The 16989-nt window shown below is 62.3% G+C and carries 18 protein-coding genes and 1 tRNA gene; 13 read left to right on the top strand and 6 right to left on the bottom strand.

Translation table 11 applies throughout. The annotated features are described in order from the left end of the window. Positions 1-249: 249 nt before the first annotated feature. From AC1RTQ_RS10995 to AC1RTQ_RS10980, 4 genes are all read right to left on the bottom strand, one after another. Positions 250-1224: a Bug family tripartite tricarboxylate transporter substrate binding protein gene (locus AC1RTQ_RS10995; protein WP_492876123.1), complete on the bottom strand. Its 975-nt coding sequence runs from the start codon at positions 1222-1224 to the stop codon at positions 250-252. 136 nt (positions 1225-1360) lie between these two features. After that, complete coding sequence (gene maiA / locus AC1RTQ_RS10990; protein WP_492875666.1) at positions 1361-2005, bottom strand: maleylacetoacetate isomerase; 645 nt, start codon at positions 2003-2005, stop codon at positions 1361-1363. Between the two features lie 12 nt (positions 2006-2017). After that, positions 2018-2737 carry a fumarylacetoacetate hydrolase family protein gene (locus AC1RTQ_RS10985; RefSeq protein WP_492875664.1) on the bottom strand — a complete coding sequence of 240 codons (720 nt, stop codon included), beginning with the start codon at positions 2735-2737 and terminating at the stop codon, positions 2018-2020. A 179-nt stretch (positions 2738-2916) separates the two neighbouring features. Further along, positions 2917-4044, bottom strand: a complete 1128-nt coding sequence (locus AC1RTQ_RS10980) for a cupin domain-containing protein (RefSeq protein ID WP_492875660.1) — start codon at positions 4042-4044, stop codon at positions 2917-2919. Between the two features lie 272 nt (positions 4045-4316). Between AC1RTQ_RS10980 and AC1RTQ_RS10975 the strand changes: the two genes are divergently transcribed. Together AC1RTQ_RS10975 and AC1RTQ_RS10970 are read left to right on the top strand one after the other, a co-directional pair. Then, on the top strand, positions 4317-4865 hold the full coding sequence (locus tag AC1RTQ_RS10975; RefSeq protein ID WP_034368336.1) for a MarR family winged helix-turn-helix transcriptional regulator: 549 nt from the start codon (positions 4317-4319) through the stop codon (positions 4863-4865). A 31-nt stretch (positions 4866-4896) separates the two neighbouring features. After that, complete coding sequence (locus AC1RTQ_RS10970; RefSeq protein WP_492875658.1) at positions 4897-5799, top strand: LysR family transcriptional regulator; 903 nt, start codon at positions 4897-4899, stop codon at positions 5797-5799. On the opposite strand, the gene AC1RTQ_RS10965 is transcribed toward AC1RTQ_RS10970, so the two are convergent. Then, positions 5794-6042, bottom strand: coding sequence for a hypothetical protein (locus tag AC1RTQ_RS10965; protein WP_492875656.1), 249 nt, complete (start codon positions 6040-6042; stop codon positions 5794-5796). The two genes, AC1RTQ_RS10970 and AC1RTQ_RS10965, sit on opposite strands and share 6 nt — an antisense overlap. A 126-nt stretch (positions 6043-6168) precedes the next feature. Between AC1RTQ_RS10965 and AC1RTQ_RS10960 the strand changes: the two genes are divergently transcribed. The 3 genes from AC1RTQ_RS10960 (at position 6169) to AC1RTQ_RS10950 (ending at position 7926) form a co-directional block, all read left to right on the top strand. After that, positions 6169-6489: a heavy metal-binding domain-containing protein gene (locus AC1RTQ_RS10960; RefSeq protein ID WP_291604199.1), complete on the top strand. Its 321-nt coding sequence runs from the start codon at positions 6169-6171 to the stop codon at positions 6487-6489. 125 nt (positions 6490-6614) lie between these two features. Continuing rightward, positions 6615-6691 (top strand) — tRNA-Gln (locus AC1RTQ_RS10955). A gap of 767 nt (positions 6692-7458) precedes the next feature. After that, a complete protein-coding gene (locus tag AC1RTQ_RS10950; protein ID WP_003054128.1) occupies positions 7459-7926 on the top strand; it encodes an Lrp/AsnC family transcriptional regulator in 468 nt (155 codons plus the stop codon). A gap of 121 nt (positions 7927-8047) precedes the next feature. Here AC1RTQ_RS10950 and selD read toward each other — a convergent pair whose 3' ends face one another. Continuing rightward, on the bottom strand, positions 8048-9124 hold the full coding sequence (gene selD / locus AC1RTQ_RS10945; protein WP_492875653.1) for a selenide, water dikinase SelD: 1077 nt from the start codon (positions 9122-9124) through the stop codon (positions 8048-8050). A gap of 291 nt (positions 9125-9415) precedes the next feature. Between selD and AC1RTQ_RS10940 the strand changes: the two genes are divergently transcribed. The 8 genes from AC1RTQ_RS10940 (at position 9416) to AC1RTQ_RS10905 (ending at position 16951) form a co-directional block, all read left to right on the top strand. Continuing rightward, the gene (locus AC1RTQ_RS10940; RefSeq protein WP_302090347.1) at positions 9416-9916 is read left to right on the top strand and encodes a hypothetical protein; all 501 of its coding nucleotides are present in this window, start codon (positions 9416-9418) and stop codon (positions 9914-9916) included. A 389-nt stretch (positions 9917-10305) separates the two neighbouring features. Further along, on the top strand, positions 10306-10998 hold the full coding sequence (locus AC1RTQ_RS10935) for a substrate-binding domain-containing protein (protein WP_492875651.1): 693 nt from the start codon (positions 10306-10308) through the stop codon (positions 10996-10998). Between the two features lie 161 nt (positions 10999-11159). Further along, the gene (locus AC1RTQ_RS10930) at positions 11160-12557 is read left to right on the top strand and encodes an MFS transporter (RefSeq protein ID WP_492875649.1); all 1398 of its coding nucleotides are present in this window, start codon (positions 11160-11162) and stop codon (positions 12555-12557) included. Between the two features lie 40 nt (positions 12558-12597). Next, the gene (locus AC1RTQ_RS10925) at positions 12598-13626 is read left to right on the top strand and encodes an amidohydrolase family protein (protein WP_291604242.1); all 1029 of its coding nucleotides are present in this window, start codon (positions 12598-12600) and stop codon (positions 13624-13626) included. Positions 13627-13758: 132 nt separating this feature from the next. Beyond that, on the top strand, positions 13759-14442 hold the full coding sequence (gene ligK / locus AC1RTQ_RS10920; RefSeq protein ID WP_003075867.1) for a 4-carboxy-4-hydroxy-2-oxoadipate aldolase/oxaloacetate decarboxylase: 684 nt from the start codon (positions 13759-13761) through the stop codon (positions 14440-14442). 178 nt (positions 14443-14620) lie between these two features. Further along, positions 14621-15538: an amidohydrolase family protein gene (locus tag AC1RTQ_RS10915; RefSeq protein WP_492875647.1), complete on the top strand. Its 918-nt coding sequence runs from the start codon at positions 14621-14623 to the stop codon at positions 15536-15538. 81 nt (positions 15539-15619) lie between these two features. After that, on the top strand, positions 15620-16078 hold the full coding sequence (ligA, locus tag AC1RTQ_RS10910) for a protocatechuate 4,5-dioxygenase subunit alpha (RefSeq protein ID WP_492875646.1): 459 nt from the start codon (positions 15620-15622) through the stop codon (positions 16076-16078). A gap of 3 nt (positions 16079-16081) precedes the next feature. Next, on the top strand, positions 16082-16951 hold the full coding sequence (locus AC1RTQ_RS10905) for a class III extradiol dioxygenase subunit beta (protein ID WP_003075873.1): 870 nt from the start codon (positions 16082-16084) through the stop codon (positions 16949-16951). Positions 16952-16989: the final 38 nt, after the last annotated feature.

The following is a 16989-nucleotide window of genomic DNA, read 5'->3' as shown; positions in this document are numbered from 1 at the left end:
ATGGCATGCGGGCGTTCTGGAGGTGGGATGGAAATCCGGAGAAACGCCTCGCAATAAGTGTAACCCCGGGTTGAGGTCGTTTTTGCACGCCTTGGGAGCTCTGCCGTTTTTGTGCAGCGCCTCTTGATCCGGAGCGCAGACAGGGGCGTTGCATCAATGAAAAAACCCCGTGCAGGCTGTGCTGACGGGGCTTTGCCGGTTGCAGGCGCATGCCTGTGCCGTGATCTGTTTGACGGCCGAAGGCGGCTCTCAATCGAGGCTGATCTGGGCTTTTTCAATCAGCAGCTTGTATTGCTCGGACTTCTTCCTGGCAAATTGCTGCATCTCGGGCACGGTGAAGCTCATGGGCTGGAAGGCGAAGGTGGAGAACTTCTCCTTGACCTGTGGGTCCTGGAGCACGGCCACCACATCACTGCGGATCTTGTCGCGCACAGCCGCGTCCACTCCCTTGGGGCTGAGCAGGGAGACAAAGGAGTTCACATCCAGCTCGGCGGGGCCGCCCGCTTCGGCAACCGTGGGCACGTCAGGCATTTGCGCGATGCGCCTGGGTGCAGCCACGGCCAGATAGCGGATCTTGCCGCTTTTGTAGATGCCCTGGCTGGAGGGCAGGCTGGCAAAGCTCCAGGTCGGGTCGCCGTTGGCAACCGAGGTGAACAGCTGGCTGACCTCGCGATAAGGCACATGGGTCATCTTGCTGCCTGTCAGATAGTCCAGCCATTCGCCGCCCAGGTGGCCGGGACTGCCCACGCCCCAGGAGCCATAGCTGATCTTGCCGGGCTCGGCCTTGGCGGACTTGATCAGGTCACCCATGCTCTTCCAGGGCGAATTCGTGGGTACGGCCACAAAGAAGGGCGTCAGGAACAGCGGGGCCACGGGGTCGAAGTGGCTCAGCGTGTTGAAGTTCTTGTTCTTGTAGAGATAGGGCAGGGCGGAGATATGTTCGCTGTCCAGTTGCAGCAGGGTATAGCCGTCGGGCTTGGCGCGGCGCGCGTACTCGATGGCGACAAAGCCACCGCCGCCGGGGCGGTTGTCCACGGTCACGCCCTGTTTCCAGCGCTGGGCCAGCTTTTCGCCCACGATGCGCAGCACGGCATCGGGGCCGCTGCCCACGGCAAAGGCCGTGACCACGGTCACGGCTCGGTTGGGATAGCTGGCCGCATCGCCCTGGGCCAGCGCAGGCCCGGCTGCGGCCAGCAGAGCGGCTGCGGCAACTATGGTCTTGATAGCTGTTTGGGTATGTGTGGATTGGCTTTGGGGCTGATTTTGCTCGTATTTCACAGTTTGTCTCCGGTGGATATTTTTAGAGACTGCAGAGCGTTGGTGGGCAGCCGGGCCAGGGCGCGGCTGCAGGGGGAAAGATCTATTGCGGGGCGTCGGGCTGGGCCAGAGGTGCTGCCTGCGCAAAGGCGGGCAGGGCGCTGCAAGCCGCATCGACGGCGCTGATCAGCGGCCAGCGGGCGAGATCCACACCAAAGCGGCGTGCGCTCTCGACCTGCGGAATCAGATAGACATCGGCCAGGCCCGGGGCCTTGCCAAAGCAGAAGCTGCCGCGTGTGTTGTCCTTCGCCAGCAAGGCCTCGATGGCATCAAAGCCGGCGGTGATCCAGGTGGCGCACCAGGCGTTGATGGCGGCCTCGTCGGCTCCGAACTGCTGGCGCAGGGTTTGCAGGATGCGGCGGTTGTTGATGGGGTGCACATCACAGCCCACGATGGCCGCCATGGCGCGCACATGGGCGCGTGCCTCGGGGTCGGTCGGCAGCAGGGCAGGCGTGGGGTAGCGCTCTTCCAGCCATTCGATGATGGCCGGCGACTGGATCAGCGTCTCTCCGCTGTCCAGCGTCAGCGCGGGCACCAGGCCTTGCGGGTTGATGCGCTTGAACGGCGCTTCGGCCTGTTCGTCCACGCGCAGATCGACGGGGAGGTAGTCGGGCGTGAGTCCCTTGAGATTGAGGGCGATGCGCAGACGGTGCGAGGTGCCGCTGCGAAAGAAACTGTAGAGCTTCATGGTCTGCGCGCCTTACCCGGGTTGGCCCACGCTCAAGGCAATCTCGCCCACGCTTGCCACGCGGCCTGTGATCTGGTCGCCGGGCAGCACGGCGCCCACGCCCTCGGGCGTGCCCGTGTAGATCAGATCGCCGGGTTGCAGGTGATAGAACAGGGACAGGTCGGCAATGATTTCGCGGATGTTCCAGATCAGCTTGTTCACATCGGACTGCTGCTTGAGCTCGCCGTTGACGCTCAGCTCGATGAGGCCGGACTCGATCACCTTGCCGGCCATGGGCACGATTTCGCTGGCGACGGAGGACTGCTCCACATCCTTGCCCAGATCCCAGGGGCGGCCCTTGTCACGTGCCACCAGTTGCAGATCGCGGCGCGTCATGTCGAGGCCGCAGGCATAGCCGTAGATGTGCTCATGGGCCTGGTCTGCAGGAATGCGAAAGCCCGGTTTGCCGATGGCCACGACCAGCTCCATCTCGAAGTGGTAGTTGGCGGTTTCGGGCGGATACGCCACGCAGGCACCCGATTCGGTCAGCGTCTGCGGGGCCTTGGTGAAATAGAAGGGGCGTTCGACGCTTTTGTCCACGGGGCGGCCCATCTCCACCGCGTGGGCGTGGTAGTTGCGGCCCACAAAGAACAGGCGATTGACGGGCAGGCGCTGCTCGCTGCCGCGCACAGGCAGAGATTGGACAGGGGCGGGGGGCCAGAGGTAGTTGTCTTCGTGTTTGGCTTGGGGCATGTGTGATTCCTGATTGGTATCGGTGATTGATATCGCTGATTGGTATCGGTGACTAAGTGCTTGAAAAGACACGTTCTATCGGTGAGACAGCCAGCAAGGACCTGGCCGGCCGCGCCGCCCCGCAGCAAAGGCTGTCGTCCCCCAAGGGGGCGACGGGTACGGGGAAGACGCGAAGCGCCTCAGGGGGTTTCTGATCTGTACGCGTGGACGGCTTCGAAAATCGGCGTATCGGCAAAGCGAAACAGGTCCAGCTGCGGCTGCTCGGCATCGCATTGCGCGCTGAACAGCTGCCAGGAAGGCACGACAAACATGTCGCCGCGCCGCACCTGCCATTGGCGCTCGCCCACGGTCACCGTGCCCTGGCCGTCAAAGACCTGGAAGACGGCAGAGCCCACTTCGCGCTTGGGCCGGGTGCTGGCGCCGCAGGTCACGCGGTGCATTTCGCAGCGAATGGTGGGCAGTACATCGCGGCCATTGCAGGGATTGGTGTAGCGCACGGCGGCATGGCCGGGGCTGACCGTGGCGGCGCAGCCTTCGGCTTCCAGCGCCAGTTGCTCGGTCAGCGCGCGGTCGGTGTCCACCCAGCGATAGGCCAGCAAAGGCGTGACCGGGCTGTCCTGCAGATGGGCGACGGGGCGCAGCCCGGGGTGGCCCCAGAGGCGCTCGGAGCGCGAGAACTCGGGCGTGACGCGTTCGTGCGGCTCCAGATGCAGGCGGCCATGCTCGAAGAACTGGGATTCGGTGGTGTAGGCAAATGGAATATCCAGCCCGTCTATCCAGGCCATGGGCTGGCTGGCCGCATTGTGGTGCGCGTGCCAGTTCCAGCCGCCCTGGGGCAGAAAATCGCCGCGTGACATGCGGATCGAGTCGCCGTTGACCACGGTCCACACGCCTTCGCCTTCGACCACAAAGCGGAAGGCATGCTGGGTGTGACGGTGCTCGGGCGCATCTTCGCCGGGCATCAGGTACTGGATGGCAGCCCACAGCGTGGGCGTGGCAAAAGGGCGCCCGCCCAGCGACGGATTGGCCAGGGCAATCGCGCGGCGCTCGCCGCCCCGGCCCACGGGGACGATGCGACCGGCTTCATCTGCGAGTTTGAGCAGATTGTCCCAGCGCCACAGATGCGCGGCGGCCTGGCTTTTGGGGTGGGCAGGCATCAGGCCGCCGATCTCTGTCCACAGCGGCACCAGCATTTCCTGCTCGAAGCCTTGGTATAGCTGCTCCAGCGCAGCGGTGGGTTCGGGTTGGCCGGGGGCTTCGATGGCCGTGAGCTTGACCGGTGAGGGCTGGGCTTGCACAAGGCTCATGGTTTGTCTCTTTCTTTGGTATCTGCTGGGCAGTGCGTTGCTGCCTTGCGTCTGGTTCTGACGGCCTTGCGATGGGCCAGGAGAGGCTGTGAATCAAATAAACAGCACACTGATGATTAGCATAATGTTGATCTGTGTCAGCGTTGATTGGGTTAAACCCGGTGGCAGGCTTAGCGCGAATCGGGGCGGCACTCGTGCGAATATCGGGGTCTTTCAGTCATGGCCCTTCAACTGCCGCGCGGCAGGGCAGGCCTGGCGTCGGCTCTCAAGACATGCAATACCAACCCGCAGAACTAGAAAACTATCCCGGCTATCACATCCGCAGGCTGCAGCAGATCGCCGTGGCCGTGTTCATGGAAGAAACCGAGGAATTTGGCGTGACGCCCGTGCAGTACGCAGCCCTGTCGGCTGTGCTGCGTCAGCCGGGCATCGACCAGCGCACGCTGGCGCGCAATATCGGCTTTGACACCTCCACCATAGGCAGCGTGATCGACCGCCTGGAAGCACGCGGCCTGATGGCGCGCAACGCCAGCCCAGCGGACCGACGCGTGCGTTTGCTGAGCCTGACCGAAGAGGGGCGCGATCTGCTGGTCGCTGCCGAGCCTTCGGTGCTGCGTGCCCAGCGCCGCATGCTGGAGCCTCTTGCCGATGACAAGCGGGCGCAGTTCATGGAAATGCTGTCGCTGCTGATTCACGAGAACGACGAGTTCGCGCGTGCCCCGAGCGCCGTGGCCCAGCGCAGTGCCGAGCGCAAGCGCAGTGCGGCCGTCAAGGCGGTCAAGGGCCTCACGGGCAAGCTGCAGGGCAGCGAGAACGACTGATCCACTGAACCACGAACCGCAAGGAAAGACATTGGACTGGGACCATCTGCGTTTTTTTGGTGAGCTGGCGCGCAGCGGAAGCATGGCCGCTGCTGCGCGGCGCATGGGTGTCGAGCACACCACGGTATCGCGGCGCATCCAGGCGCTGGAAAAGCAGCTGGGCGCTGTACTGTTCGCGCGCGACGGCGGGCAGTGGCGGCTGACCGAGGCCGGGCGGCAGCTGCAGGAAGTGACCAACACCATGCAAAGCGCGGTGGACGGGCTGGAGCGAGGCCCGCTGGCGCATGCCGCCACCGCCGAGGGGCTGGCCGGGCTGGTGCGGGTGGGGGCGACCGAAGGCTTTGGCACGCAGATGCTGGCCTCCGAGCTCGCCAGGCTCACGCTGCGCTACCCGCTGCTCAGCGTCGACCTGCTGGCGCTGCCGCGCATGCTCCATCTGTCCAGCCGCGAGGCCGATATCGTCATCTCGCTGGAGCGGCCCAAGCGTGGCTCGGTTGTCGTCACCAAGCTGACCGACTACCGGCTCTATCTGTACGGTCAGCGTGAATATCTGGCGCGAAAGCCCTTGGTGGCCAGAACCGAGGATCTGCGCCATCACAGCTTTGTGCACTATGTGGATGATCTGCTGTTCACGCGCGAGCTGCAGTTGCTGGATACCTTGCACCGGCCTGAGCGTTTTGCGCTGCGCAGCACCAGCATCACCGCTCAATACGAGGCCGTGCGTGCCGGCGCCGGTCTGGCTGTGCTGCCGGCCTTTGTGGCCGACAAGGACCCGATACTGAGTCGCGTGCTGCCCGAGCAGGCGTGCTTTACGCGCACCTTCTGGATGAGTATGCCCGTGGAGTCGCGCCAGATTCCCCGCATAGCCACGACCTGGAGCTTTCTGCGCGATGCCGTGCAAGGCATGCACAAGCTGCTATTGCCGGATTCATGATTTTTGATGGCTCTCGATTGGATGCTGGAAATCAATGCGAGAGAGATGCAGGCCGGCATTGCCTGATTGACGCTTCGCTGGCGAAGCAGAGCTGCCTTGGGCGTTGACGGTTGCAGTCTGATTGCCTTTGCCTTTGCCTTTGCCTTGATCCCGGTTTGTGGCGTTGATTAAGCCTACCGCAAGCATTGGCTGGTATTGGCTGGCCTGGATCGTTGGCAGCCATGACGCGCTGTCTGCACGCATATACTGGGCCGAGCGGATTGCTCCGATTTTGCTGCTGGGCTCTCCTGCATCTGCGGCATGAGGAGCGCTCTGGACAGTGCATATGGGTGTCGATCCCGGTTTGCCGTTTTTTTTTGAAAGCCCAACATGATCGTCACAACCACTCCCTCCATCGAAGGCAAGCGCATCACCCGTTATTGCGGCGTGGTGGCGGGCGAGGCCATTCTGGGTGCCAATGTGTTCAAGGACTTCTTTGCCGGTATCCGTGACATCGTGGGCGGGCGCTCTGGAACCTACGAACGCGAGCTGCAAAGAGCGCGTGAAATTGCCCTCAAGGAACTGGAGCAGCGCGCTGCCGAGGCGGGAGCCAATGCAGTGGTCGGGGTGGACCTTGATTTTGAGGTGCTGGGCCAGGGCAATGGCATGCTCATGGTCTCGGCCAGCGGCACGGCAGTCGTCGTGCAATAAGGCAGCTCAGCGACGGAGCTGGCTTGACGCTAGGAAAGCGGTAAACCTATTCCATGTGCAATTGCACATTTTTGGGCTACTTCGAAATTTGTAGCGAAAAGTCGTTGTAGAATTCGTTCCATCGTAGGGGAGTCGCCAAGCTGGTTAAGGCACTGGATTTTGATTCCAGCATGCGAAGGTTCGAATCCTTCCTCCCCTGCCAAAAAATCAAAACCCTGCTCATTGCAATGAGCAGGGTTTTTTGTTTGCAGAGATTGGCACGCGTGCAAGCGCGCCCGAAGCTTTCAGTCATGCGCGATTGGGGCGCTCAGGTTGCGCTATCGCGCAGCCAGTCTTGCTCTACAGCACAAGGCGCAGTTGTCGGTGATTGGAGTCCGCTTGCAGTCTGGCGGGCTCAGGCATTGCCGAAAGCGGCGCACCGGGCCAAATGATCCCCTAGGGTAAGTACTTACATTTCACAGATATTTGCGTCAAACCAGCCAAACTTACCGAGTGTTTTCGCCGTATCGTCGGTGGCATCGATGAGCGCGGGAAAACAACCATTAGACTCCTCGCTCTTTTGTGTCGCTGTTCCTCGGCGAGCGCACTTGGGTCCTTGTGAACGAGCTTGACCGCCCGCCCACAACAGAGATCTGGCTTTGGCCGGAGTCACCCTGAAGTACCGCAGTGCGCCCTTGCCATGGTCACAAGCGCAGGCAAGTGCAGATATGTTGAATATCTTGCCGGGTTGAAACAAATGTGTGCAGATTAGCCATCTGAAAAGACAAGCCACTATCAGGCTGGGTTAGCTGACACAATAATTGGCTGTTGGGTGTAGCTGAGGTCCGCTCCACGCGCTCGTCTGAGGGCGAGCAGCAACAGAAGTCGCTCGGCGCAATGCATGGCTGCAGGTGATGGCAGAGAGTTCTTGGGGTTTGTGTTTAACGCAGCGTTTGCGTAAGTGCTCGGCAAGATTTGGATAGACAAGGTATGGAATATCGACTGGATGAAACGGACCGCCAGCTGCTGCGCCTGCTGCAGACCAATGCGCGAGCCTCGACCGCGCACTTGGCTCGGCAGATGAATCTGGCTCGGACCACGGTGGTCGCTCGCATCGCCAAGCTGGAGCATGAGGGCGTGATCGCCGGCTATGGCGTTCGCCTTGGCTCGCGCATGGAGCAGTCTGCCGTGCGCGCCTACTGCGGTATCCGTGTTCAGCCCAAGACGGCAACTTCGGTGATGCAGGCGCTCAACCGCTTCACCGAGGTGGAAGAGGTGTCGGCTGTCAGCGGACAGTACGACTACATGGTGTTTGTGCGCTGCGAGAGCAATGAGAAACTGGATGCGCTGCTCGACCGTATCGGCCTGATCGACGGCATCCAGCAGACCTATACCTCGGTGGTGCTGAGCCGCAAGATCGACCGCCGCACCACCGCCGAGGTCGTGGGCGAGGCTTAGACGCCCTGAGTCACGACATGGCGCTCACATGCAAAACGCCCGGTTTGCGCCGGGCGTTTTGCATTCTGTTTGAGAAGCAGGGCAGAGCAGGGCTGCGCTCCTTCTCGACTGCCTGACGTGCTCAGTCCACAAAGACCTTGGGCGTGCCCGTTTCCATGCGGCCAACCACTGCAGCATCGCCAAAGCCGCTGTCGGCAAAGACCTTGAGTACCTGCTGGACAGCATCTGCCGCGCAGGAAACCAGCAGGCCGCCAGAGGTCTGAGGGTCGGTCAGCAGCGCTTTCTGGGCGTCTGTCACGGTGGATGCCAACTGGACGTGCTCGCCATAGGAGGCCCAGTTGCGCCCCGATGCACCCGTGAAAATGCCTTGCTCTGCAAGCGCCTGAACACCGGGCAGCACGGGCAGCTTGGCGCTTTCAATGCGTGCACTGAGCTGGGCACCACGGGCCAGTTCCAGGCCGTGGCCCAGCAGGCCAAAACCGGTCACATCGGTCAGCGCGTGCACGCCGCCAAGCTTGGCAAGCTCGGCACCGGGGCGGTTGAGCTTGGTGGTGGCATCCACCATGGCACGGTAGCCTGCATCATCGAGCAGATTCTTCTTGAGCGCGGCCGAGAGAATGCCCACGCCCAGGGGCTTGCCCAGAATCAGCACATCGCCGTCCTTGGCATCGGCATTGCGTTTCATCTGCTTGGGGTTGACGATGCCGATGCCGACCAGACCGTAAATGGGCTCGACCGAATCAATCGAGTGGCCGCCCGCCAGTGGAATGCCTGCATCGCGGCAGACCGATTCGCCGCCTTCCAGAATCTTGGCAATCACATCGTGCGGCAGCACATTGATGGGCATGCCCACGATGGCCAGCGCCATCAGCGGCGTGCCGCCCATGGCGTAGATATCGGACAGCGCGTTGGTGGCGGCAATACGGCCAAAGTCATAGGGGTCGTCGACGATGGGCATGAAAAAGTCCGTCGTCGCCACAATGGCCTGCTCGTCATTGATCCTGTAGACGGCCGCGTCGTCTGCGGTCTCTGTGCCTACCAGCAGGTCGGGGAAAAACTGCTTGGGCAGATTGCTTTTGGCCAGCAGCTCCGACAGCACGCCGGGTGCGATCTTGCAGCCACAGCCGCCGCCGTGGGACAGAGAGGTCAGGCGCGGGGTTATGGGGGAGGAAGTACTAGTGGATGTGGTGGAGTTCATGGCTATAGGTTAACTTGCAGTCACCGCAGTGCTGCACTGCTCTTCCCGAGTTAGGGCTAGAGCGGAGGTGTTTTGAAATCCCTGCTAGGCAGGAATCCATTATCGGCCTCGATAAACAAGCACGGGCTGCTGTGTGTGTGCTGGCGATGGCTGGTCTGGATTTGGGTGATCCAGCTTTGCTGTCGATTCTGGTCAGCCGAAAGCAGCCCTGATGCGTTAAGGACTTAAGCGTTTCCGGGTTGAAGCGCGATCTCGCCGGCCCACGGTGATCTTTATCGAGCATGGAGACATATGTCCAATCGCACTTCACTCATCCGCAGCCTGGCAGCCTTGGCGCTGATTTGCGCAGCGGGTGCCGCCCAGGCACAGGCCTATATCAGCGGCTCCATCTCAGGGCAGCTGGCTCCTGGGGTTTACGGTCAGGTCAATATCGGTAATGCACCGCCGCAGCTGCTGTATGCCCAGCCGATGTGGGGCGGCCCGGTAGTGCCGCAGGTGCAGCCCATCTATATGTGGGTGCCGCCTGGTCATTCACGCAACTGGCGCCGCTACTGCGGCCGCTACCATGCCTGCGGCCAGCCGGTCTATTTCCTGCGCAACCCGCCCCCTCATTGGCGTGCCGCCCCGCCGCGCCAGCACTACGAGCGACGCGACTGGCATGAAGACCGCCGGGACCATGGGCGCTGGGATAGAGATGATCGCCGCGATCGACGTGACTGGGACAGGCATGATCGCGATGACCGGGGACGCGGTCATGGTCACGGGCGTGGGCATGGACGCCATGATGACTGAATTAGGGGTTAACCACTAAATCTACTGTTGCTTATGCACAGCAATGAAGGCTGGATGCTATTGAAAAAATAGCATTCAGCCTTTTCTCTTTATCGGCTTTGTGCTTTCTTTGTAGGTATTTATACGTGATATGAGCAAGCACTTTGCTATGCCTTTGTGGCATAGCTGCTAGCGGAGGGCTTGCCTAGTGGGACGGCGCAGGGCTGCCGACAATAGTTTCATTCGTTTTGACTAGATGGTTGCCCTGATGCAAGCCCTCTCGAGTGTCCCGTCCTGCCGGTGCAGCCTGCCCGCAGTGTGGCGGGAGTGGCTCGAAAGGCCTCAATGGCCGGGACGCGGCATTCGGGATTGCGGGGCAGCCATGGCATCTACTTCAGGAGTCTTTCGGCATGAGCGCAGCACTCAAAGGCATTTCTTCCATGGCAACCCGCCAGGTCCTCGCGGATTTGGCTGCAGCCTGGCAGGAGCAGGGCGGCGAGCCGGTGCAGGTCGAATCCGTGGGTGGTGTGGATGCCGCGCAGCGTGTGCAGTCCGGCGCAGAGGCCTTCGATGTGGTCTTCCTGGCCTCCAACGCCATCGACAAGCTGCAGGCCGCCGGCCGAGTGGTTGAGGGCAGCAAGGTGGATCTGGTGCTTTCCAGCACCGCCGTGGCCGTGCCTGCCGCCGCATCTCAGCCCGATATCGGCTCGGAAGAGGCCGTGCGCGCTGCCGTGCTGGCCGCGCCCAGTATTGGCTACTCCACCGGCCCCAGCGGCGTGGCGCTGCAAAAGCTGTTCGAGCGCTGGGGCATTGCCGACGAGATCCAGTCCCGCATCGTGCAGGCCCGGCCCGGCGTTCCCGTGGGCTCCATGATTGCTTCGGGGGAAGTGGCGCTGGGCTTTCAGCAGCTCAGCGAGCTGATCCATGTCGAAGGCATCCGCATCGTGGGCGGCCTGCCCGCCGCGATTGCCATCGACACCGTGTTTTCGGCCGGCGTTGTGACGGGCTCGGCCCATGCGGATGCCGTGCAGCGTTTGCTGGCCTTCATGGCTTCACCCGAGGCCGCCGCAGCCAAGCGCCGCCAGGGCATGGAGCCCGCTTGAATTGATTCGTGTCCAGGCGGGGGCCTGGCACTGACACCCCATCCAGCAAAAGGGCAGTCATAGCCCTTTCGTGACGGACGTACCAGATGCCTTTGAGGCTTTGGCGCCAGCCGCGAGACAGGAGATAGAGGCGACAAAGAGAGGCAACTGAGATTCCAAATATGACTTCGCAAACTAGCAAACAGAACACCGACCCGGCGGTCGTCAACGTGCAGACCGTCCTCAACGAGAGCCCGTTTTCAGGCTTTCAGTGGGGGATTTTCTTCCTCTGTTTTTTGATTGTTCTGCTCGATGGTTTTGATACCGCAGCCATCGGCTTCATCGCACCTTCGCTGCTTGGCGAATGGGGCATCGACAAGTCCCATCTGGGCCCGGTGCTGAGTGCGGCCCTGTTCGGCCTGGCGTTTGGCGCTCTGGGCGCGGGCCCGCTGGCGGACCGCGTGGGCCGCAAGACCGTGCTGATCATCGCTGCGGTGGTGATGGGCGGTGCATCGATTGCCTCCGGCCTGGTGCACGACCTGCAGGCCCTGACCATCTGGCGCTTCATCACCGGCCTGGGTCTTGGCGCCGCCATGCCCAATGCCATCACGCTGATGAACGAATACTGCCCCGACCGCAAGCGTTCCTTCATCACCAACTGCATGTTCTGCGGCTTCCCCATCGGCTCGGCCTTCGGCGGCTTTATCGCGGCCTGGATGATTCCGCATTTCGGCTGGCGCAGCCTGCTGATCCTGGGCGGCGTGGTGCCTTTGATCCTGGCCGTGCTGATGATCGTGATGCTGCCCGAGTCGGTGCGCTTCATGGTGCTCAAGAACTACTCGGCAGATCGCGTGCGCAAGGTGATGGTGCGCATCGCTGTCGGCACGCGCAATGCTGCGCGCTTCGTGCTGAACGACGGCGGCGAGGCAGCCTCCCAGGCACAGCAGGGCCCCCAGGGCCTGCGTCTGGTGTTCTCGCAGAAATATCTGGTCGGCACGCTGGCCCTGTGGGTGACGTATTTCATGGGCCTGGTGATCGTCTATGGCCTGGTCAACTGGATGCCTGTGCTGTTCAAGGAAGCGGGCGTGCCCGCCAGCCAGGCGGCCGTGATTGCCGCGCTGTTCCAGCTCGGCGGCGTGGGCGCGATCTTTGTCGGTTTGCTGATGGACCGCTGGAATGCCAATCTGATCATTGCGACGGGCTACTTCCTGACCAGCCTGGGCGTGGCCTTCATCGGCCAGGTGCTTGGCGGCGGCGTGGGCATGCTGGTGGCTTCGGTCTTCATTGCCGGTTTGCTGATGAATGCGGCACAGTCGTCCATGCAGGCGCTGGCTGCCGAGTACTACCCCACGGAATGCCGTGCCAGCGGCGTGTCCTGGATGCTGGGCATCGGCCGCTTTGGCGGCATTGCCGGCTCCTTCCTGGTGGCCGAGCTGTCGCGTCGTCACCTGGAGCTGCCGCAGGTCTTTATGGTGGTCGCCATTCCTGGCGTCATCGCCGCGCTGGCGCTGCTGGTCAAGAATCGCTATGCCGGCGGCGCACGGCGCACCTCCATGCTGGGCCTGGGCGGCGCGCACTGAACTTTTTTGATAGACGAATTATTTTGAACGGAGCTTGAAGATGATCATTGACGTACACGGTCACTACACCACGGCGCCAGCGGCCCTGGGCGCATGGCGCGATCTGCAGATCGCCGGCCTCAAGGACCCGAGCAAGACCCCGTCGGTGGCCGATCTGAAGATCAGCGACGATGAAATCCGCGAGACTATCGAAACCAACCAGCTGCGCCTGATGAAGGAGCGTGGGTCCGATCTGACCATCTTCAGCCCCCGTGCCTCGTTCATGGCGCACCACATCGGTGACTTCCAGACCTCCAGCACCTGGGCCGCCATCTGCAACGAGCTGTGCTTTCGCGTCAGCGAGCTGTTCCCCGATCACTTCATCCCTGCAGCCATGCTGCCCCAGTCGCCCGGCGTGGACCCTGCAACCTGCATTCCTGAGCTGGTCAAGTGCGTGGAGCAGTACGGCAATGTGGGCCTGAACCTGAACCCCGATCCCTCGGGCGGCCACTGGACTTCGCCCCCGCTGTCCGACAAGAGCTGGTACCCCATCTACGAAAAGATGGTGGAGTACGACATCCCGGCGATGATCCACGTCTCTACCAGCTGCAACAGCTGCTTCCACACCACGGGCAGCCACTATCTGAATGCCGACACTACGGCCTTCATGCAGTGCCTGACTTCGGATCTGTTCAAGGACTTCCCGACCCTGAAGTTCCTGATCCCCCATGGCGGCGGCGCCGTGCCTTACCACTGGGGCCGTTTCCGCGGTCTGGCGCAGGAGATGAAGAAGCCGCTGCTGGAAGAGCATTTGCTGGGCAACATCTACTTCGACACCTGTGTCTACCACCAGCCCGGCATCAATCTGCTGACGGAAGTGATTCCCACCAAGAACATTCTGTTCGCCAGCGAAATGATCGGCGCCGTGCGCGGCATCGATCCGCAGACCGGTCACTACTACGACGACACCAAGCGCTACATCGAAGCCACGCAGAACCTGACGGCCGATGAGAAGCACGCGGTCTACGAGGGCAATGCCCGCCGCGTGTTCACGCGCCTGGACAAGGCGCTCAAGGCCAAGGGTCTGTAACTTCTCAAAAAAGAGAGCTGCTACCGTAGGTAATGAAACGTTTTCAATATGAAAACTATTCAAATTTGATACATAGCATGCGATAGCAGCTCACTTTTTGATTCAATCACGTCAAAGCTAAGAGGTATTTCCATGTACGAACTGGGAGTTGTCTACCGCAATATCCAGCGCGCCGACCGCGCTGCTGCTGACGGCCTGGCCGCCCTGGGCTCTGCCACCGTGCACGAGGCCATGGGCCGCGTCGGTCTGCTCAAGCCCTATATGCGCCCCATCTATGCCGGCAAGCAGGTCTCGGGCACCGCCGTCACGGTGCTGCTGCAGCCCGGCGACAACTGGATGATGCATGTGGCTGCCGAGCAGATTCAGCCCGGCGACATCGTGGTTGCGGCCGTCACCGCCGAGTGCTCCGACGGCTACTTCGGCGACCTGCTGGCCACCAGCTTTCAGGCGCGCGGCGCACGCGCGCTGATCATCGATGCAGGCGTGCGCGACGTGAAGACGCTGCAGGAGATGGACTTCCCCGTGTGGAGCAAAGCCATCTCTTCCAAGGGCACGATCAAGGCCACCCTGGGCTCGGTCAACATCCCCATCGTCTGCGCCGGCATGCTGGTCACGCCCGGTGACGTGATCGTGGCCGACGACGACGGCGTGGTCTGCGTGCCCGCCGCGCGTGCCGTGGAAGTGCTGGCCGCTGCCCAGAAGCGCGAGAGCTTCGAAGGCGAAAAGCGCGCCAAGCTGGCCTCGGGCGTCCTGGGCCTGGATATGTACAAGATGCGCGAGCCCCTGGAAAAGGCTGGCCTGAAATATATTGATTAACACCCCCTGAGTCGCTTCGCCTAGGCGGCCCCGCGCCTTCCCCCTCTCTCGCTTTGCTTCGCAATGTGGAGGGGGACGATGCCCTTGCTGCGAGGCGGCTCTTGCTTGGCATCTGTGAGTGGTGCGGCGCCAGTATTGGCGGCTATGACCCACTCACAGACCATCGAGGAAAAGACAAATGAGCCAATTTGAAAAGACCCCCGGCTGGCTGGACTGGTATGCCAACCCCAGCAAGCCCCAGTTCAAGCTGCCCGCAGGCGCTGTGGATGCACATTGCCATGTGTTCGGCCCCGGCAACGAGTTCCCCTTCGCCCCCGAGCGCAAGTACACCCCTTGCGATGCGAGCAAGGCCCAGCTGTATGCGCTGCGCGACCACCTGGGTTTTGCGCGCAATGTGGTGGTGCAGGCCACCTGCCACGGTGCGGACAACCGCGCCATGGTCGATGCCTGCAAGTCCTCGGGCGGCAAGGCCCGTGGCGTGGCCACCGTCAAGCGCTCCATCAGCGATGCCGAGCTGCAGGAGTTGCATGACGCCGGCGTGCGCGGCGTGCGCTTCAACTTCGTCAAGCGTCTGGTGGACTTCACGCCCAAGGACGAGCTGATGGAGATCGCCGGCCGCATCGCCAAGCTGGGCTGGCATGTGGTGATCTATTTCGAAGCCGTGGATCTGCCCGAGCTGTGGGACTTCTTCACCGCGCTGCCCACCACCGTGGTGGTCGACCACATGGGCCGCCCCGACGTCAGCAAGGGCGTGGACAGCGAAGAGTTCGCCCTGTTCCTGAAGTTCATGCGCGAGCACCAGAACGTGTGGAGCAAGGTGTCCTGTCCCGAGCGCCTTTCCGTCACCGGCCCCAAGGCGCTTCATGGTGAGCAGAACGCCTACCGCGATGTGGTGCCGTTCGCGCGCCGCGTGGTCGAGGAGTTCCCCGATCGCGTGCTCTGGGGCACCGACTGGCCGCACCCCAACCTGAAGGACCACATGCCCGACGACGGCTTGCTGGTGGACTTCATTCCTCATATCGCTCCCACCGCGCAGCTGCAGCAAAAGCTGCTGGTAGACAACCCCATGCGTCTGTACTGGCCCGAAGAGGTCTGACGGAGTTCCGGCGACACATACACCCGGAAACAGGCCGCAGCCTTGTCGCATGGGCTGCGCCATCCGTAACGAGGAGAATTTATGGCTTTGGAAAAACCGTATCTGGACGTGCCCGGCACCATCATTTTCGATGCCGAGCAGTCCCGCAGGGGCTACTGGCTCAACCAGTTCTGCATGAGCCTGATGAAGGCCGAGAACCGTGAGCGCTTCCGCGCCAACGAGCGTGCCTATCTCGACGAGTGGGCGATGACCGAGGAGCAAAAGCAGGCCGTGCTGGCGCGCGACCTTAACTGGTGCATGCGCACCGGCGGCAATATCTACTTCCTGGCCAAGATCGGCGCCACCGACGGCAAGAGCTTCCAGCAGATGGCGGGCTCCATGACCGGCATGACCGAAGAAGAGTACCGCGCCATGATGATGGGCGGCGGCCGCTCTGCCGAAGGCAATCGCTACGTGGGCGAGGACGGTGATGCGCAGGCACACCATCAACCACAAGGAAGTGCTCGCAGTGCAGGCAACCAGAACAAGGAAGGCAACTAAGACATGGCACGCATCACCGCATCCGTTTTCACCTCGCATGTGCCTGCCATCGGCGCTGCCATGGACATGGGCAAGACCCAGGAAGCCTACTGGGCGCCTCTGTTCAAGGGCTATGACTTCTCGCGCCAGTGGATGAAGGACAACAAGCCCGACGTGGTCTTCCTGGTCTACAACGACCACGCCACGGCCTTCAGCCTGGACTGCATCCCGACCTTTGCCATCGGTACGGCTGCCGAGTTCCAGCCCGCCGACGAAGGCTGGGGCCCGCGTCCCGTGCCCAAGGTGGTCGGCCATCCCGATCTGGCCAGCCATATTGCCCAGTCCGTGATCCAGCAGGACTTCGACCTGACCATCGTCAACAAGATGGACGTGGACCACGGCCTCACGGTGCCGCTGTCGCTGATGTGCGGCGAGCAGGACCCCAAGACCGGCTCCTGGCCCTGCCCGGTGATCCCCTTCGCCGTGAACGTGGTGCAGTACCCAGTGCCCACCGGCCAGCGCTGCTTCAATCTGGGCCGCGCCATCCGCAAGGCCGTGGAGAGCTACGACCAGGACATCAACGTGCATATCTGGGGCACGGGCGGCATGAGCCACCAGTTGCAGGGCGCGCGCGCGGGCCTGATCAACAAGGAGTGGGACAACCAGTTCCTGGACCTGCTGATCGAGAACCCCCACGGTCTGGCGCAGATGCCGCACATCGACTATGTGCGCGAAGCCGGCTCGGAAGGCATCGAGCTGGTGATGTGGCTGATCGCGCGCGGCGCCATGTCCGATGTGGACGGCCCCGCACCGCTGCCCAAGGTGGCGCACCGCTTCTACCATGTGCCCGCATCGAACACCGCAGTGGGCCATCTGATCCTTGAGAATCAGTGAGCGTTTGACCACGTTCGCTGCTTCGCCTATTCACTGCC

Source organism: Comamonas sp. GW821-FHT11H03, from assembly GCF_058807955.1.
Note: the sequence above shows the minus strand (reverse complement) of the source record. Positions and strands in the feature narration are given on the sequence as shown.

Coding starts and splice junctions, on each gene's coding strand:
- AC1RTQ_RS10935 (WP_492875651.1), top strand. CDS start 10,306: ATGAGCGCAGCACTCAAAGGCATTTCTTCCATGGCAACCCGCCAGGTC.
- AC1RTQ_RS10925 (WP_291604242.1), top strand. CDS start 12,598: ATGATCATTGACGTACACGGTCACTACACCACGGCGCCAGCGGCCCTG.
- AC1RTQ_RS10960 (WP_291604199.1), top strand. CDS start 6,169: ATGATCGTCACAACCACTCCCTCCATCGAAGGCAAGCGCATCACCCGT.
- AC1RTQ_RS10975 (WP_034368336.1), top strand. CDS start 4,317: ATGCAATACCAACCCGCAGAACTAGAAAACTATCCCGGCTATCACATC.
- AC1RTQ_RS10930 (WP_492875649.1), top strand. CDS start 11,160: ATGACTTCGCAAACTAGCAAACAGAACACCGACCCGGCGGTCGTCAAC.
- maiA (WP_492875666.1), bottom strand. CDS start 2,005: ATGAAGCTCTACAGTTTCTTTCGCAGCGGCACCTCGCACCGTCTGCGC.
- AC1RTQ_RS10915 (WP_492875647.1), top strand. CDS start 14,621: ATGAGCCAATTTGAAAAGACCCCCGGCTGGCTGGACTGGTATGCCAAC.
- AC1RTQ_RS10950 (WP_003054128.1), top strand. CDS start 7,459: ATGGAATATCGACTGGATGAAACGGACCGCCAGCTGCTGCGCCTGCTG.
- AC1RTQ_RS10905 (WP_003075873.1), top strand. CDS start 16,082: ATGGCACGCATCACCGCATCCGTTTTCACCTCGCATGTGCCTGCCATC.
- ligK (WP_003075867.1), top strand. CDS start 13,759: ATGTACGAACTGGGAGTTGTCTACCGCAATATCCAGCGCGCCGACCGC.
- ligA (WP_492875646.1), top strand. CDS start 15,620: ATGGCTTTGGAAAAACCGTATCTGGACGTGCCCGGCACCATCATTTTC.
- AC1RTQ_RS10965 (WP_492875656.1), bottom strand. CDS start 6,042: ATGCGTGCAGACAGCGCGTCATGGCTGCCAACGATCCAGGCCAGCCAA.
- selD (WP_492875653.1), bottom strand. CDS start 9,124: ATGAACTCCACCACATCCACTAGTACTTCCTCCCCCATAACCCCGCGC.
- AC1RTQ_RS10985 (WP_492875664.1), bottom strand. CDS start 2,737: ATGCCCCAAGCCAAACACGAAGACAACTACCTCTGGCCCCCCGCCCCT.
- AC1RTQ_RS10940 (WP_302090347.1), top strand. CDS start 9,416: ATGTCCAATCGCACTTCACTCATCCGCAGCCTGGCAGCCTTGGCGCTG.
- AC1RTQ_RS10980 (WP_492875660.1), bottom strand. CDS start 4,044: ATGAGCCTTGTGCAAGCCCAGCCCTCACCGGTCAAGCTCACGGCCATC.